A 16415-nucleotide genomic window follows, 5' to 3' on the forward strand; every position below is an offset into this window, starting at 1 on the left:
AGTTCTAGTTGCCACTGCTCATGGACAGTTGTCTGTCAGCCTTTTGCTAGGGTGTGGAGTCTCGCGTCGCCCCGCCATGACTTCTCCCATAGGGAGTCTGGTGGGGGTGTGCCATCTTTGTGAGAAGGACTGTATGTTAATAATAGAAGGAAATGCACCGCCATTGCGCTCGCTGAGGTGGCCATGATTGAAATGACTGTTGCTGGGATTGCCCTCGATGCCACTAACCGCCGCACACCAATTGTGTTGCTCAAAGACGGTGCTGGACGGCGAGCACTCCCCATCTGGATTGGTGATAGTGAGGCGCGGGCAATTTTAATGGCCTTGGAAAATCAACGGGCACCGCGACCGATGACCCATGATCTGATGGCAAATATCCTCAACGAATGGAAGATGACCCTAGAGCGGGTGGTCATCCACTCCCTCGAAGACAACACCTACTATGCGGTGCTGACGCTGCGCCAAGGAGAAACGCGTAAAGACATTGATGCTCGTCCTAGCGATGCGATCGCGCTGGCCCTGCGCTGTGATTGCCCGATTTGGGTGATGGAAGCAGTGGTTGCCGATGCCTCGATTCCCGTCGATCGCGATGCAGACGAGGAAGAACGCCAAGCCTTTCGCCGCTTTTTAGATTCAATTCGCCCTGAAGATTTTATTCAGCAGGGGCGGGGAATGGAGGAGGATTCCTCCGCAGGCTAGGATGCGTTACCGCCGTTTTGGTCGCACGGGGTTAGACCTCTCGGTGTTTTCCCTGGGAACGATGCGTGCCTTGGGCAGCCCAGAGGTGATGCAGGCGGTCATTGAGGAGGCGATCGCCCACGGCATTAACCATATTGAAACCGCCGCCGCCTACGGTGCCAGTGAAGCCTACATTGGCCGTGCCCTTAAGGCATTGGGGCAGCCCGCTGTCTTTATCACCACCAAACTATTGCCCCAAGGGGATGCAGATCATGTCCAGCGACAAATTGAGCAATCCCTTGAGCGTCTCCAACTCTCACGCTTAGACGGTGTCGCCCTCCATGGAGTGAATACCCCTGAGCATCTGGCGTGGCTGAGCAGTGAAGGGATGGCCATGCTGCGGCAATTGCAAGCAAAGGGGGTAATTGGCGCTTTGGGTTTTTCCAGTCATGGATCGTTGTCTGTGATTTTGCCGGCGATCGCCAGCAATCAATTTGACTTTGTGAATCTGCATTACACCTACTTTCAGCAACGCAATGCCCCAGCGATCGCTGCTGCTGCTGAGCGGAATCTAGGCATTTTCATCATTTCCCCAGCCGACAAAGGGGGAAAGCTCTACCAGCCTTCCCAACGGCTCCAAGATCTCTGTGCTCCTTTTCACCCGCTCCATTGGAGCTATCGCTGGTTGCTGAGCCAGCCTGCCATCACCACCTTGAGCATTGGGCCTGCCACCGTTGCCGAGTTGGCCTTTCCCTTGGCGGTGGCCGATCAGGTCGATCCCCTGAGTCCCGCAGAGCAAGCCGTGGGCGATCGCCTACAAGCGGCGATGCAGGCAGCCCTAGGCAGCGATCTCTGTCACCAATGCTATGCCTGTCTGCCCTGCCCAGAGGAAATCCACATCCCTGAAGTATTGCGGCTTCGCAACTTGGCCGTTGCCTACGACATGACGGAATTTGGCAAATATCGCTATGGGATGTTTGGCCGGGCCGGCCATTGGTTTGCGGGACAGCCCGCCAATCGCTGTACTGAATGTGGCGATTGTTTGCCTCGCTGTCCCAGTCGCTTGGAGATTCCGCGGCTATTGCGGGAAACCCATGAGCAGTTGCAGGGCACCTCGCGATCGCGCCTTTGGCAGACGATCTAGGCCGCCGCCTTTTCCATCACTGCTAATAATTCTCGCCATAGCTGTTGGGTCACAGGTCCCGGGCAAGCCGGAAACACCATCTCATTCACTTGGCGAATCGGCATTAGAAGGCGCACCGAGGAACTGAGAAAGCCCTCACTGGCTCCTGCTAGGTCCTGTGGAGTAAGAACCACTTCCCGATGGGGAATACCCAAGTCTGCAACGATCTGCAACAGCGTCGCTCGCGTAATTCCATGGAGTATGCCAACGGCGGTGGGGGGTGTCTCGACGACACCATCACGGACAATCCAGAGGTTACTGGTCGTGGCCTCGGTAATCTGTCCTTGGGCATTGAGAAGCAGGGCGTCCTCAAAACCCGCCTGCTGTGCCTCCAATAGGGCCAAGATATTGTTGAGGTAATTGCCCGTTTTGGCTGCCGGATCAAGGGCAGCAGTACTTGTGCGTTGCCGCTTAGCGATGGCAAGGCGAATTCCCTGTTCGCTCAACGTTGGTTCGGGCGCGATCGCCATCAACACAATCAATAACCGCGGTTGGGTGGTCGGTTCTGGCAATAGGCCAATGCGGCGATCGCCACCACGGGTCACCACAATCCGAATGTAGTATTCTCCTGTTGGGGCAGCCGCTAACGTGCGTTGAACTTCTTGGGTAATGTACTCATCAGACCAGGGCACAGTCATGTAGAGATAGGCGGCTGAGGCGCGCAATCGTGCTAGGTGCTCTGGCAGGGCAAAGGGAACCCCGCCGTAGGTCCGCACAACCTCGTAAACACTGTCACCATAAAGAAATCCGCGATCAAAAACAGAAATCGAAGCCTCCGGCGTAATTACCCCGTCCAGATTGCAGAGTAACACTTGCCCTCTCCCCTAGGGTTGGCGTTCCACTTCGGCTTTCATGCGCTCAAGGGTTTGATGCATTTGATCAAACATACTTTGGGGCGACATCCCAAACTGGCTCAGTTGAGTTTCCAGTTGTTTGATGGTCATCTGCGCCATAAAGTCATCGGACAACTCAAACCGCTTCATAAAAATACGGTAGCGGTCCATGAGTTCTTCCATTTTCTCGATATAAATTTTTTACCTTCACGGTCAAATTTGCCGTACTCGGAGCCAAGCTGCATCAACTGCTGGTAGTCCTGAAACAGACGTTGTGCTTCCTGTTGAACAATTTCTGAATCAAAGAATCCCATACGACCCTGCCTGATACAGCAACAACCACAATGGCAACGCTTGACCCTTTGGTTTGTTATCTAGTTGCATTCTATCAAAGGCACTTTAGGCGGGCGTGAGAGGGAAAACCGATCCTTTGCTCAAAGCTTGTGCCCAGGCGATCGCCGCCAAAAAACTCTGTGGGTCTGCTACCCCTGTACCCGCGATGTCAAAGGCCGTACCGTGATCTGGGGACGTGCGAATAAAAGGCAAGCCAATTGTCGTATTTACTGCCTCCCGAAAGGCGAGCATCTTCACCGGAATCAATCCCTGATCATGGTAAAGAGCAAGGTAGGCATCGTAGGCGGGGGCTGGGGCAGGACGTCCCCACCACGCATCGGCAGCCCCAATCCAGAGGGTATCGGGGGGCACAGGACCAATCAGTTCAACTTCGGGATACTGCTGCTGGGCTGCTGCAAGCCATGGAATCAGCCAAGTCACTTCCTCTTGGCCTAGGTGTCCCTGCTCACCGCTGTGGGGATTCAATCCAGCAATGGCAATGCGAGGCCGCTCTAGATGTCGCCGCTCCCTCAGAAACTGGATAAGAAGCGCGAGCTTTTCATTGAGGCGTTCGGGGGTCAGTGCCCTAGGCACCGCTTGCAATGGGATGTGGGTAGTCGCGAGTAAAGTAGTCAGCACCCAGTGAGTCACAGGCGATCGCCCCAGGAACAACATGCCCACATGGGCAGTTCCTGTAAAGTGAGCCAGCACTTCAGTTTGACCGGGAAAGGTATAACCGACCGCTTGCCAGCTGGCCTTAGAAATCGGTGCCGTCACAATTCCTGCCACCTCGCCGGCGATCGCCCGCTGAAGGGCAGTTTTGAGATAGGCAAAGCTAGCAGCCCCACTGGCAACACTGGGACGCCCCGGCACAATCACCTCGTCGAGGGGATGCTCCCATATCTGAAGCTGAGCAGGATCAATGGCCACCTGTCCCTGTTGACATAGGCGAGCATAGGTTTCCTCTAATACTTGGCCTGTACCCGCAATAAAAAACTGCCCTAACATTTCTGAGGGCAGGTGAGCTAGGGCTTTCAGGAGAATTTCTGGGCCAATACCCGCTGGATCCCCAAGGGTGAGGGCAAGGGACATCCTAGGCTTCTTGAAGAATCGGTGCAGCCGAATCGTCTTCGGTGGCTTCGGGAATGTCTTCCATCCCTTCCTCAGGGGTCTCTCCTGCGGCCTGCTGCTGTTGTTGCAGGAGCTGCTGCCGATAGCGCTCTGCCATCTCTTCAGCTTTTTCATAGACCAACTGGGGATTTTTCACCATATCACCGGGTTCTGGCTCCAGTTGCTTCGTGGAAAGGGAAATCCGACCCCGCTCAGCATCAAGGTCAATAATCATCACCTTGACCTGATCATTGACATTGAAAACACTGTGGGGGGTATCAATGTGATCGTGGGAAATCTCAGAAATGTGCAGCAGACCACTGACACCACCAATGTCAATGAAGGCACCGTAGGGCTTAATCCCACGCACCGTTCCAACCACCACTTCGCCCACCTCCAGTTTGTTCATCTTGCGCTCGACAAGGGCACGGCGGTGGCTGAGTACGAGGCGGTTGCGCTCTTCATCGACCTCCAAAAACTTCAGGGGGAGTTCTTCACCCACCAACTCCTCTTTGTTGACACGAGTGCTGATGTGGGAACCGGGAATAAAGCCCCGCAGCCCTTCAATGCGGACAAGGGCACCCCCACGATTGGTGGCAAAGACCTGGGAGCGAACAGTGGCATCTTCGGCTTGGAGTTGGCGAACGCGCTCCCAAGCCCGCATGTACTCAATGCGGCGAATTGAGAGGGTAAGCTGCCCCTCTTCGTTTTCATCCGCCAGGATAAAAAACTCGCGGGTTTCGTTGGGTTGCAGTACCTCTTCCGGACTCTCAATCCGGTTGATAGACATTTCTTGAATGGGGATATAGGCGGCGGTTTTCGCACCGATGTCAATCAGGGCACCCTTTGGTTCGATGCTAAAGACGGTGCCAGCAACAATGTCGCCGGGATTGAAGTGGTAATCGTACCGGTCCAGTAAGGCTGCAAAATCAGCATGCGTAAAGCCCACGTCTAACGTTTTTTCTGATTGACCATGCGAGTGTTTTCCTAGCTCCTTTAACGAAAGTGGCGGTGTATAGTGAGTTGTCAAGCGGGCAGAAGTGGGTGCCATACGCAATCATACCAGCGATCGCTCGAACACTTTCTGACTGGATCTACAATGTTAGCCTAGAGTTTGCCCGTTGGCTAGCGGAATCGATAAAATTTTGGTCATTGATGAAGATAAATGTTAATTTTTGTGTATTACTGAGGAGTGGGCATGGCGCGACTAAACCGCCGACAGGTCAAGCAATTTTGGCAGGAGTTCCGCGAATTTGCCTTGAAGGGGAATGTTATTGATCTGGCGATCGCTGTCGTGGTGGGCGGTGCCTTTAGCCGCATAGTCACTTCCGTTGTGGAAGACTTGATCATGCCCTTGGTCAATCCTCTGATTCCTGGGGGTGACTGGCGCGAACTCACGCTCGGGTCAGGGCTTAGAATTGGCAAGTTTTTGGGCAGCTTACTTGACTTTGGGGTGATTGCCCTGAGCCTGTTTATTCTCCTGAAGCTGATTTTGCCCTTGCTACCCAAGAAAACCCCTGCACCCGAACAACGGGAGTGTCCCTACTGCTTAGAGTCTGTGCCCCTCAAGGCTAGTCGCTGTCGTGCTTGCACGTCTGAACTGCCACCGCTTTAGGAGTCCTGGCAATGCAACGGTGGCAACGCTGGTTCTCTGGTCTATTGGTGGGGCTATGGTTGAGCATCCTAACCAGTTGCGGAACAGCACCGCCTCCCCAAGGCACCCAGATTGAGTTCTGGACAATGCAACTGCAACCAAAATTTACTGATTACTTCAATCGCCTGATTGCGGAATTTGAAGCCCAACATCCCGCTGTCCACGTGCGCTGGGTGGATATTCCTTGGACGGCAATGCAGACCAAAATTCTCATGGCGGTGTTGGCAGGCACTGCTCCCGATGTAGTGAACCTCAATCCCGACTTTGCAGCGTTGTTGGCAGGACGCAATGCTTGGCTAAATCTCAATGACTATGTAGCCCCCGCCGTCCGTGAGCGTTATCTACCGAATATCTGGCAGGCTACGACGTTAGAGGGCAAGAGCTTTGCTGTGCCGTGGTACCTCACCTCACGGGTAACGATTTATAACAAGGCGATTCTTGCCGCCGCTGGGGTCGATCGCCCCCCCCAAACCTTTGCAGAACTGGCCAGGGTGGCTAAAGCTGTGAAGGAAAAAACAGGTAAATATGCCTTCTTTATCACGATGGTGCCCGAGGACTCTGCCGAACTGATGCAGGCCATGGTGCAGATGGGGGTGAAGTTAGTAGATGATCAAGGCCGTGCTGCCTTTAATTCCCCCGCGGGCAAAGCTGTTTTCCAGTATTGGCTGGATCTCTATCGTCAGGGACTCTTGCCGCCGCAGGTGCTCACTGAAGGCCATCGCCAAGGCATTGAACTGTATCAATCGGGACAAACAGCTCTATTGATGACCAGTCCGGAATTTTTGAACGCGATCGCCACCAATGCCCCCGGTATTGCAGCTGTTTCAGCCCCCGCTCCCCAGTTGACGGGCGAGACTGGCAAAAAAAATGTTGCTGTGATGAATTTACTGGTGCCCCGCCAGAGTCGCCATCCTGAACTGGCTGTAGAATTTGCCCTCTTTGTCACCAATGATGAAAACCAACTTGCCTTTGCTAAGGAAGCAAATGTCCTGCCTTCTACACAAGCAGCCTTAGCGGATCCCTACTTTCGTACCATTGGCGAAAAGGCCACTCCTGTAGACATTGCCCGATCCGTCAGCGCTGCTCAAATGAGCCAAGCAGAGGTTCTCATTCCCCCGCTGCGGGATATTAAAGAACTACAACGACTCCTCTACGAGAATTTGCAGGCAGTTCTCTTAGGACAAAAGACAATTGATCAGGCACTCGAGGATGCAGAAACCGCATGGAATAGCCGTTGAGGATAAATGTTCCCACGTATCAAATCTCTACCTGTATGCCAAGCTCCACCACCTGTTCAGATGGCAGGCGGAAGTAGGTCATGGCATCCTCAGCATTGCGGTATAGCCAAGCAAATACAACCTTTTGCCAGTGGGTCATGCCGGGGGAATGGGTTGGGATGATGGTCCGACGGCCTAAGAAAAAACTCATGGGCTGGCCCTTGAGGGGGAGATTGAGGGCATGTTGGCAAGTTTCAAGGGCAAGTAGCAGATCCGGGCGATCGCGAAACCCCGAGGTAAGGATGATTTCATAAATACCAACATCGGTGACCCTATAGGCCAATTGTTCTGCCAAGGGCACATGGGGTATATTCGCAGTTGCTAAATGAATAAAGATCGTCTGCTGATGCAACACATGGTTGTGCTGAAGGTTTTGAATAAAGCTGAGTGGAATCGTGCGGGGAACGGGTGAGAAGAAAACAGCAATCCCCGGCACACGTGCAACCCCTTGACTGAGCAGCTCCTTGAGGGAAAAGCGAGCATTCGCTTGCAGGAGTTGCTGACGCAGCAGAACCTGCCCTTGTCGCCACGTTCCTAAGAGCATATAGACAACCCCGCCGAAAGCGAGGGGATACCAGCCACCGTGGGGAATTTTGAGAGCGTTGCCGATGAGGAAAGCAATTTCAATCACTAAAATACTGACCCAAACAAGGCCAATTTGCACAATAGACCACCGCCATAGGTGCCGCGCCACCAGAATCAAGCAGAGGGTTGTAACCACCATGGTTAAGTTAACCGCCAAACCATAGGCACCTGCAAGTTCCGATGACTTTCTAAAGGTCATGACCAACAGCAGAACCGTAACCAGTAGCAACCAGTTGATTACAGGAATATAAATCTGACCACGGTGATGATCATCCGTAGCATCAATGCGCAGGCGAGGCAGATAGCCTAACTTGATGGCCGCCGCCGTCATTGAAAAAGCGCCTGAAATCACTGCTTGAGACGCAATGACGGTGGCCAATGTACTGAGGATGACTAGGGGCAATACGCTCCACTCAGGTACAAGTTGGAAAAAGAGATTATGGGTCGCTGTTGGATGCTTGAGAATAAAAGCACCCTGCCCCAGATAATTCAAGGCAAGGGCGGGAAAGACCAGACCATACCACGCCAAGCGAATGGGCTGGATGCCAAAGTGTCCCATATCGGCATACATGGCCTCGGCACCTGTCAGTGCCAAAATCACCACTCCCAAGAGGAAAAACACTTGGGCAGGATGGCCGTAAAACAGTTGTACTCCCCACCAAGGATTGAGGGCATTCAGAATCGTGGGCTGCTCGAAGATGTGGATTGCCCCAAGGATGCCTAGGGTCGTAAACCAGAGGAACATGATAGGGCCAAAGACCTGCCCCACTTGGGTGGTACCCCGATGTTGAAACCAAAACAACCCCACTAAAATCACCACCGTTAGCGGAACTGTCCAAGCCCCAAGCTGAGGACTGAGTACCTCTAACCCTTCAACCGCAGAGAGGACACTAATTGCAGGGGTAATCGTGCTATCTCCATAAAACATGGCCGCGCCCACCAGACCGAAAACGATTACCCAGCGCCGCCATTGGGAACTGAGGCGAATTCGCGAGAGGACAAGGGCCATCAGGGGAAAAATGCCACCTTCACCACCGTTGTCAGCACGCAGGGCAAAGGTTGCGTATTTCAGGGTTGGAATGAGGACAAGTGCCCAGAGGATCAAGGAGAGAATGCCGTAGATATTGGCAGGGGTAACTGCTAGGAGGTGGAGGGGATTAAAGGTTTCTTCAAAGGCATAGAGGGGACTTGTCCCTAGATCGCCATAGACGACGCCGAGGGCACCCAGAATAAGAAGCCTTGAGGGTTGGTGGTCAGCATTCGTTTTAGTCATGGCTGGATGGGGTGAGTTAGTGACTTAAGCTATCGAAGCGGATATTCGCTTGAGCCATGCGTTTAAGGGCTTCACCTAGGCGATCGCGATCGGCAATGAGACTGATCCGCACGTATCCTTCACCGCCTTCGCCAAAGGCATTGCCGGGGGTCACAACAATACCCGTTTCCTGAAGCAGCTTGAGGGCAAAATCTGTTGAACTCATGCCCAGGGGGACGGGCACCCAGAGATACATGGTTGCTTGGGTTGGGGTGAGTTGCCAGCCCAGTTCATTCAAGCCTTGAATCAGAAAATCCCGCCGCTGGCGATAGCGATCGCACACAGAGGCAATGTAGCTATCGGGCAGGCTCAGGGCCACCTCTGCAGCTTTCTGTAAAACTGAAAAAACCCCATAGTCCAAGTTGGTTTTCAGGGTACGCAAGCCCTGAATAATGTGGCGGTTGCCCACGACAAACCCAACCCGCCAGCCCGCCATGTTATAGGTTTTTGAGAGGGTATGGAACTCAACACCGATTTCCTTGGCACCGGGGATTTCAAGTAAGCTGGTGGGTTGATAGCCATCAAAGGCCAGTTCGGCGTAGCAAAGGTCATGTACTAAAAGGATTTGGTATTCGCGGGCAAAGGCAACCACTGCTTCAAAAAAAGAGCGGGGGGCGATCGCCGCCGTGGGGTTGCTGGGATAGTTGAAGTACAAAACCTTGGCTTGGCGGGCAATGTCACTGGGAATCTCACTCAGATCAATGAGCCAACCCTTTTCCCGTTTGAGAATGAGGGGATAAATGTTGGCACCGGCGATCGCCGGCCCCCGAAAATGGGCAGGATAGGCCGGGCTAGGAACGAGGACGACATCCCCTGGATTCACGTAGGCAAGGGCCAGGTGTGTCAGTCCCTCTTTTGATCCCAAAAGGGGTAAGGCCTCACCCTCGGGATCAAGGGAAACATTGTAGCGGCGCTGATACCAGCGAGTAATGGCCTGACGGAAAACCGCTGTGCCTTCAAAGGGGGGATAACCGTGGTAGCTGGGTTCCTCAAAGGCAGCAATAGCCGCTTCAATCACTGGCCGCGGTGCTGAGCCATCCGGATTACCCATGCCCAAGTCAATGAGGTCGAGTCCCTGCTGCCGAGCCTTCAACTTTAGTTCATCAAGCCGAGCAAAAACATAGGGCGGCAATGCCCCAAGGCGATCGGCCGGCTGAATCCACTCTAATCCCATCTAGCGGGCACTCCCATCCAAGACTTTGGCGCTGTAGCCGACCACGGTGGACACCATTGCTTCTAGCACTAGATCAGGCGTCACGGGAAACGGCAGATAGTGAATATCGGAATGGGGCGCACAGGCAACCGTAGCGGCGTGCTGGAGTTGCGCCAAGCTGGCCTCTCGGAAGCCCAAATCCTCTAAACTCAGGGGCAGACCCACCTGTTCATAAAACTGGCAAAGTTGATGGCGAGCACTTGTGGCCAGTTGACTGCCTTGGACAATCTCTTCCAAGCGTAGTTGGACAAGAATACCGTAGGCCACTTTTTCACCGTGGAGGGTGCCCTGACTTTGGGGCAGTTGGGTCAAACCGTTGTGGATCGCATGGGCTGCTACTGTGCGGCATTGGGCACCCCCCAATCCACCGATCATTCCTGCCATCAGGACACTGGCATCAACCAGATTTTCCCAAGCGGGACTGCCCAGATTGTTCAAGGCTTCGGCAGACCGCTGTAGGAGAATATCGCGCAATACACGAGCTTGCTGTACAGCAGCGACAATCAGGGTTTCTTGGCGGTGGCCACTACTGACCGAAGCCTCATACCACTTGGCAAGGGCATCACCAATGCCGGCAAGCAGGGTTCGCTTCGGAGCTGTTTGAATCAGGGCGTAGTCCAACAGTAGCAGATCTGGGCAACGGTGGAGTGCCACATCATAGGCAAAAGCACCGGCCTCTGTATAAACATTGGAAAGGGCTGTCCAAGCGGCGCAGGTGGCTGCCGACGTGGGGATGGTCACCACGGGCAAGTGAAGTTGGTGCCCCAAGAGCTTAGCGGTATCCAGCGCTTTGCCACCGCCAATGCCGATGATCAGATCGCTGCCTTGGGCCTCTTGGCGGAGTTGGGCAAGGGTAGACTCGCTGCACTCACCATGGAATGTTCCTACGGTGAAAGTAAGATCATGGGAGTGGGCGATCGCCTGCCACTCCTGCTCAAGCTGCTGATACCGCTGCGGTGAAACCACTAAAAGGGGATGATGCCCCAATTGCGCAATGGCTTCCCCTGCTTGGGAGAAAATTGACCAACCGCGATAGATGTGGGTAGGCGCGATGCAAAGGGATGAAAAAGCAGCAGTCACAGGCTGTACAAAGAAACTGTAGGAATTTCTCGCAGCATAGAGCGGTTTTCGCTCTTGCCATAGAGATTTTCCACTATCTTAACTACTTTTCTGCTGACTTTCCGTTTGCACGTACAAAATAATCAAAAACACGCTTGGCACCAGTACAAACAGGGCAGTTGCAATCAAGCCGAGTTGGTTGACTTCCATGGTATCTGTTCCACAACACTGAATTTTATTTTATCAATGCTGTGTGCCCCTTGGGGCATTGCCCTCAGCCAAGGTGGTGATCACGGATTCGGCAATTTTTTGGGCGGTTACGGGAGCCAGTAAAATACCGTTGCGGTAATGACCAGTGGCGAGCCAAGTGCGGTCATCCATTTTTTCGATGATTGGTGCCGGGCGATCGCTCGGACGCGGTCGCACTCCCTGCCACTGTTGTGTTATAGGAGCTGTTTGCAAAACTGGCCAAAGCTCGCTGGCTCGTCCATGGAGTTGATCAAGGGTTTGTGGATTCCCAACTAAAGTGTTGAACTCCACAGTGGCACCTACCCACACTCGCCCCCAAGGCAAAGGGACAAAATGAATCCCTTCAGCGGTCATCACTGGTGTGTTCGCATCAATCTGACAGGCAAACTCTAGGGCTTGTCCTAAAACCGGTTCCAGAGTAACAGGGCGATCCAGGGCTTCGGTGAGGGGCGTTGTCCCCAGACCCGCCGCCAAGATGAGGTATTCAGTCTCCAGCGAAGTTTGATCCAATTCCAGAATCCACCCCCGCGATGGTTGGAGATGTCGGACCGGGGTTTGATAGAAGAACTTTACCCCCCGTTGACGCGCGGCTTGGCGCAGGGCTTGAGTCAAGGGTTTAGGGGTAACTTGGCGATCGCCCGTTGCCCAAAGGGCCCCGTGAATATGGTGAAGATCAAGAAGGGGACATTGATCTTGAACTTCGGCGGGAGAAAGCCACTGCACACCCTGGGGCGTCTGTTCCTGCAACCATGCTTGGGCGGCCATTGCCGCCGCTTCTGTGGTACAAATTTCAACAATGCCTTGGCGCTGGTAGGGAATCTTGATCCCAGTTTGCGCCTCCAGTTCTGGAATCAGGGTTTCGTAGCGTGCTAAACTGGCCTGGCGCAGCTGAAAGTTGCGTCCGCGCCGCCGCCGACTGAGATGGACGATGAGAACCCCTAGGGCGGCACCTGTTGCTTGCCAATCTTCCTCCCCCTGCGCTTCAAGGACCAGAATCGGGGTTTCCGCTGAATCAAGAACACAACTCAGTTCGTAGGCGATCGCCGCGCCCACCACCCCGGCGCCCACAATCGTCACCGTTGCATTTGCTGGCAGTGCCGTCACAGTGTTGCAATTGTATTCACTAATTCCCAGTTTTCATTTTCGGCGATGGCGCGACTCACACGGTCAAACCATTCAAAGCAGTGATTATTTTTCTTGAGGGTCAGTTCCTTGTTCTTGAGCACCAGATCAAACTTAGTGACATCCTTTTGGGGCGTGGTTTTATCAATCAGGACTTCAACTGTAACCAGTTGGGACATTGAAATAGTATCGAGCGTTCTCTCCCGTGCCACCACGTAATCGTCCCCTACATGGGTCACTGTCAAATCGCAGGCCTCTAGGGTTTGCACCAGCTCTTCCTTTAGCCGTGCCCGAGGGAGTGCAATGGTAACAACACGCGCATATCGAGCCATAACCGCCAAGTGGTAAACTAATAATCTGCGAATAATGGTTCTGGTGTACTCACGGCACAAATGGGGTGCTGTGACTGCTGGTGTGCCTAGGAAATCACAGGAAATTAAGCATCAGCCCCATTGTATGCGTTCCTTGCATCGTGCCGGCAGCATGCCGCGATTATATCAAACCTTTTCTTGACATTGCTGGATTCATGCATTCTGCTACCCATCCCTATGCGGGTTTATTTATTGTCCTAGAGGGGGGAGAGGGCGCCGGCAAAACCACTCAAATGGGGGCGATCGCCACGTGGTTAGAGGAAAGTGGCTGGCTGGCAAAACTACGATCCTCCCATGTTGATCCACCCTTACTCCTCACCCGTGAACCGGGAGGGACCCCCCTGGGCCAAGGTCTACGGCAATTGCTGCTCCATAGTGATTTAGAGATTGACCCCCTAGCGGAGCTGCTCCTCTATGCCGCCGATCGCGCCCAACATGTGGCCACTGGCATTCGTCCGCAACTGCAACGGGGGGGCATTGTCCTGTGCGATCGCTATACGGCTTCTACCGTTGCCTACCAAGGCTATGGGCGAGGGCTGGACTTGCAGATCATTGAGCACATCAACCAGATTGCTACGGGGGGTCTAGGAGCGGATTTAGTTCTCTGGTTAGATCTTCCCGTCGGTGTTGGTCTTGCCCGTACCCAACAGCGGGGCATAGCGGATCGCCTCGAGCAGAATGCGGTGGTCTTTCATGAGCGGGTTCGTCAGGGATTTATGGCCTTAGCTCAGCAAGGGAGCGATCGCTGGCAGCGGATTGATGCCGACCAACCCCTAGATCAGGTGAGTAAAGCTATTCAAGATTGCCTAGCAGCACATCTGCACCGCTGGTTTGAGACCTTGAAGAAGCGCCTGACTGGGGGCGATCGGGCCTTGCCATAGCTCTAGTCCTTCCTGAAAAATTTGCTCAATGGGCAGCATCTGGCCCCTGGTGGTCATAAAGCGGTGATCCGGTGTTGCCCAAATGGTCGAGCCATCCTCCAGTTGATACTCATACACGGGACGGAAGCCCTGAAAATGCCACTGGGCAATGGGCTGCGTATAAAGATGACCTTGGGCATCAAGACTATACACATGACAGGTCAACCGCTCCTGCACCAAGCGCCGAATGGGAACCGCACCATATTCCACGGTCATCACCGCGGTCTCACCACTCAGACAGTATTCAGCGAAATCCAGCATCTGCTTAAAAAGTTCTTGGGCTATGGCACTGGGCACACCATTTTTAGCTGCTCCCTCGATGAAGAGGGCTTCATGTTTTTCCATTTCCTCTTTTTTCTTTTTGCCCATCGCGCGGCGGAGGAGATCCGCTTGACCTAGGGAATAGCCCGCCAAGTCCTGTGCCATCCGCATAATCTGCTCCTGATAACACAGGACGCCGTAGGTTTCGCTTAAAATCGGCTTCAAAAGCTCATGTTGATATTGAATTGGTTCCCGCCCATGCTTGCGGTTAATGAATTTCGGGATCAGCCCAGCATCCAAAGGTCCCGGTCGATAGAGCGCCAGCACCGAGGAAATGTCCTCCAGATTCGAGGGCTTCAATTCACGGACAATTTGGCGCATCCCCGAGGATTCCAGTTGAAAAATTCCCTCCAGTTTACCTTCCGCTAACAGTTGATAGGTTTTGGCATCATCGAGGGGTAAAGCATCAAGGTCAATTCGCTGACCATGGTTTTTCTCGATCAGTTCTTGGGTTTTCTGGATCATGGTCAGATTTTTCAGACCCAGAAAGTCCATCTTCAGAAGGCCGAGGGATTCTAAATCCTCCATGAAGTACTGGGTAATCACTGCGCCATCGTTGTTGCGCTGCAGCGGCACCAGTTGATCCAAGGGTTCTGAGGCAATGACGACGCCAGCGGCATGGACACCATAGGTTTTGTTGGTGCCCTCAATGCGCATGGCCATATCAATCCAGCGGCGCACGAGCGGATCACTGTCGTACTTTTCCTTAAACTCCGGCGAGGGGGTTTCCTCGGAGATCATGACTGCCAATTTGACCGGTTTGCCCCGCACCACGGGAATCAGTTTCGCCATTTGATCCGCTTGGCTATAGGGAATATCCAGCACCCGTGCCACATCCTTGAGCACCGCCTTGGAGGTCATGCGGTTGAAGGTAATGATCTGGGCGACGCGATCGCTGCCGTATTTTTGGGTCACGTACTGGATGACTTCCTCGCGGCGGTCAATACAAAAGTCCGTATCAATGTCGGGCATGGACTTGCGCTCAGGATTCAAAAAGCGCTCAAAGAGCAAGCCATGGTGAACCGGATCAATGTTGGTAATGCGCAGGGCATAGGCCACAAGGGAACCCGCTGCCGATCCCCGGCCTGGACCCACGGGGATGTTGTGGTCGCGGGCATATTTGATGTAGTCCCAAACGACTAGGAAATAGTTGGAGAACCCCATCTGCTGGAGCATTTTGAGTTCGTATTCCAAACGCTGCCGATAGGTGGCCTCCAACTGTTGGCGATTGCTGAGGTGAAATCGCTCCAACAGTCCTTGCCATGCCACTTGCTCTAGGTAGGTATCTGCTGTATGGCCAGGCGGCACCGGAAACTCTGGACTTTGGGGCTCACGAAAGATGTTATAGGCTTCAATCTTGGCGGCTACTGCGAGGGTATTCGCCAAGGCCTCTTGAATGACCTCATCGGGCAAATGATCCCGAAACAGCCGAGCCATTTCAGCGGCGGATTTCAGGTACTCCGTACCGCTGTAGCGCATCCGCTTCTCATCACTGAGCAGCTTGTTGGTTTGGATACAAAGCAGGGCATCGTGGGCTTCAACGTCATGACAGGAAATAAAGTGGGAGTCATTGGTGGCAATAACTTTGATCCCCAACTCACGGCCAATGCGCACCAGTTCAACGTTCACCACCCGATCCTCTTGACTGCCGTGGTCTTGGATCTCAAGGTAAAAATCCTCACCAAAGGTCGCTTGATACCAGGCAGCAACACTGCGGGCCAACTCTGGCTTGCCCTGCAAAATGGCTTGGGGAATCTCACCGCCGAGGCAAGCACTGGTGACAATTAGCCCCTCACGGTATTGAGCCAACAGTTCTTTGTTGATGCAGGGGCGGGCAAAAATTCCCTTGCCCTGAAAGCCCTGAAGGTGAGAGATGGTGGTGAGTTTGCAGAGGTTATGGTAGCCCTGTTTATTTTTGGCCAGCACCACTTGGTGAAAGCGGGGTTTGCGCTCCTGCTTGGTGATGTCGCCATTGATGACATACATTTCATTGCCGATAATAGGCTTGATGGGCTTACCACGGCAGAGCTTTAGCAGTTCAATGGCACCATACATTACCCCGTGGTCCGTGAGGGCGATCGCGGGCATCCCCAATTCCATTGCCCGTGCCACTAGGTCGGGAAGCTGGCTGGCACCATCAAGAAGACTGTAATCACTGTGAATATGCAGACCGACAAAGGACATGGGCAACGGCT

The 16415-nt window shown here is 53.6% G+C and carries 15 protein-coding genes and 1 pseudogene; 5 read left to right on the forward strand and 11 right to left on the reverse strand.

Features of this window, described 5'->3' with window-relative positions; genetic code table 11:
• Positions 1-183: 183 nt before the first annotated feature.
• On the forward strand, positions 184-699 hold the full coding sequence (locus tag NK55_RS08350; RefSeq protein WP_024125308.1) for a bifunctional nuclease family protein: 516 nt from the start codon (positions 184-186) through the stop codon (positions 697-699).
• 1 nt (position 700) lies between these two features.
• A complete protein-coding gene (locus tag NK55_RS08355) occupies positions 701-1822 on the forward strand; it encodes an aldo/keto reductase (protein WP_024125309.1) in 1122 nt (373 codons plus the stop codon).
• Here NK55_RS08355 and NK55_RS08360 read toward each other — a convergent pair.
• From NK55_RS08360 to NK55_RS08375, 4 genes and pseudogenes are all read right to left on the reverse strand, one after another.
• Positions 1819-2673, reverse strand: coding sequence for an aminotransferase class IV (locus NK55_RS08360; RefSeq protein ID WP_024125310.1), 855 nt, complete (start codon positions 2671-2673; stop codon positions 1819-1821). The two genes, NK55_RS08355 and NK55_RS08360, sit on opposite strands and share 4 nt — an antisense overlap.
• Before the next feature lie 12 nt (positions 2674-2685).
• Positions 2686-3008 (reverse strand): annotated as a pseudogene (locus NK55_RS08365) (DUF1825 family protein).
• Between the two features lie 85 nt (positions 3009-3093).
• On the reverse strand, positions 3094-4119 hold the full coding sequence (pdxA, locus tag NK55_RS08370; RefSeq protein ID WP_024125311.1) for a 4-hydroxythreonine-4-phosphate dehydrogenase PdxA: 1026 nt from the start codon (positions 4117-4119) through the stop codon (positions 3094-3096).
• 1 nt (position 4120) lies between these two features.
• Positions 4121-5086, reverse strand: coding sequence for a 30S ribosomal protein S1 (locus tag NK55_RS08375; protein WP_024125312.1), 966 nt, complete (start codon positions 5084-5086; stop codon positions 4121-4123).
• Between the two features lie 249 nt (positions 5087-5335).
• Between NK55_RS08375 and mscL the strand changes: the two genes are divergently transcribed.
• Positions 5336-5752 (forward strand): large conductance mechanosensitive channel protein MscL, encoded by a 417-nt coding sequence (gene mscL, locus NK55_RS08380; RefSeq protein WP_024125313.1) that lies wholly within the window; start codon positions 5336-5338, stop codon positions 5750-5752.
• Between the two features lie 11 nt (positions 5753-5763).
• Positions 5764-7029, forward strand: coding sequence for an ABC transporter substrate-binding protein (locus NK55_RS08385; RefSeq protein WP_024125314.1), 1266 nt, complete (start codon positions 5764-5766; stop codon positions 7027-7029).
• Between the two features lie 19 nt (positions 7030-7048).
• On the opposite strand, the gene NK55_RS08390 is transcribed toward NK55_RS08385, so the two are convergent.
• From NK55_RS08390 to NK55_RS08415, 6 genes are all read right to left on the reverse strand, one after another.
• A complete protein-coding gene (locus tag NK55_RS08390) occupies positions 7049-8926 on the reverse strand; it encodes a potassium transporter Kup (RefSeq protein WP_024125315.1) in 1878 nt (625 codons plus the stop codon).
• Between the two features lie 16 nt (positions 8927-8942).
• Positions 8943-10139: an aspartate aminotransferase gene (locus tag NK55_RS08395; RefSeq protein WP_024125316.1), complete on the reverse strand. Its 1197-nt coding sequence runs from the start codon at positions 10137-10139 to the stop codon at positions 8943-8945.
• The gene (locus NK55_RS08400; RefSeq protein ID WP_024125317.1) at positions 10140-11258 is read right to left on the reverse strand and encodes an iron-containing alcohol dehydrogenase family protein; all 1119 of its coding nucleotides are present in this window, start codon (positions 11256-11258) and stop codon (positions 10140-10142) included.
• Positions 11259-11336: 78 nt separating this feature from the next.
• On the reverse strand, positions 11337-11447 hold the full coding sequence (gene psbM / locus NK55_RS08405) for a photosystem II reaction center protein PsbM (protein WP_011057887.1): 111 nt from the start codon (positions 11445-11447) through the stop codon (positions 11337-11339).
• Positions 11448-11480: 33 nt separating this feature from the next.
• Positions 11481-12590 (reverse strand): FAD-binding oxidoreductase, encoded by a 1110-nt coding sequence (locus tag NK55_RS08410; protein WP_024125318.1) that lies wholly within the window; start codon positions 12588-12590, stop codon positions 11481-11483.
• Positions 12587-12940, reverse strand: a complete 354-nt coding sequence (locus NK55_RS08415) for a hypothetical protein (protein ID WP_024125319.1) — start codon at positions 12938-12940, stop codon at positions 12587-12589. Before NK55_RS08415 ends, NK55_RS08410 begins: the two co-directional genes overlap by 4 nt.
• Positions 12941-13134: 194 nt before the next feature.
• Here NK55_RS08415 and tmk point away from each other — a divergent pair, with 194 nt between their 5' ends.
• Positions 13135-13860 carry a dTMP kinase gene (tmk, locus tag NK55_RS08420; RefSeq protein WP_024125320.1) on the forward strand — a complete coding sequence of 242 codons (726 nt, stop codon included), beginning with the start codon at positions 13135-13137 and terminating at the stop codon, positions 13858-13860.
• Here tmk and NK55_RS08425 read toward each other — a convergent pair.
• Positions 13786-16404: a trans-splicing intein-formed DNA polymerase III subunit alpha N-terminal partner DnaE-N gene (locus tag NK55_RS08425; RefSeq protein WP_024125321.1), complete on the reverse strand. Its 2619-nt coding sequence runs from the start codon at positions 16402-16404 to the stop codon at positions 13786-13788. The two genes, tmk and NK55_RS08425, sit on opposite strands and share 75 nt — an antisense overlap.
• Positions 16405-16415 lie beyond the last annotated feature (11 nt).

This window comes from Thermosynechococcus sp. NK55a (assembly GCF_000505665.1).
GTDB lineage: Bacteria > Cyanobacteriota > Cyanobacteriia > Thermosynechococcales > Thermosynechococcaceae > Thermosynechococcus.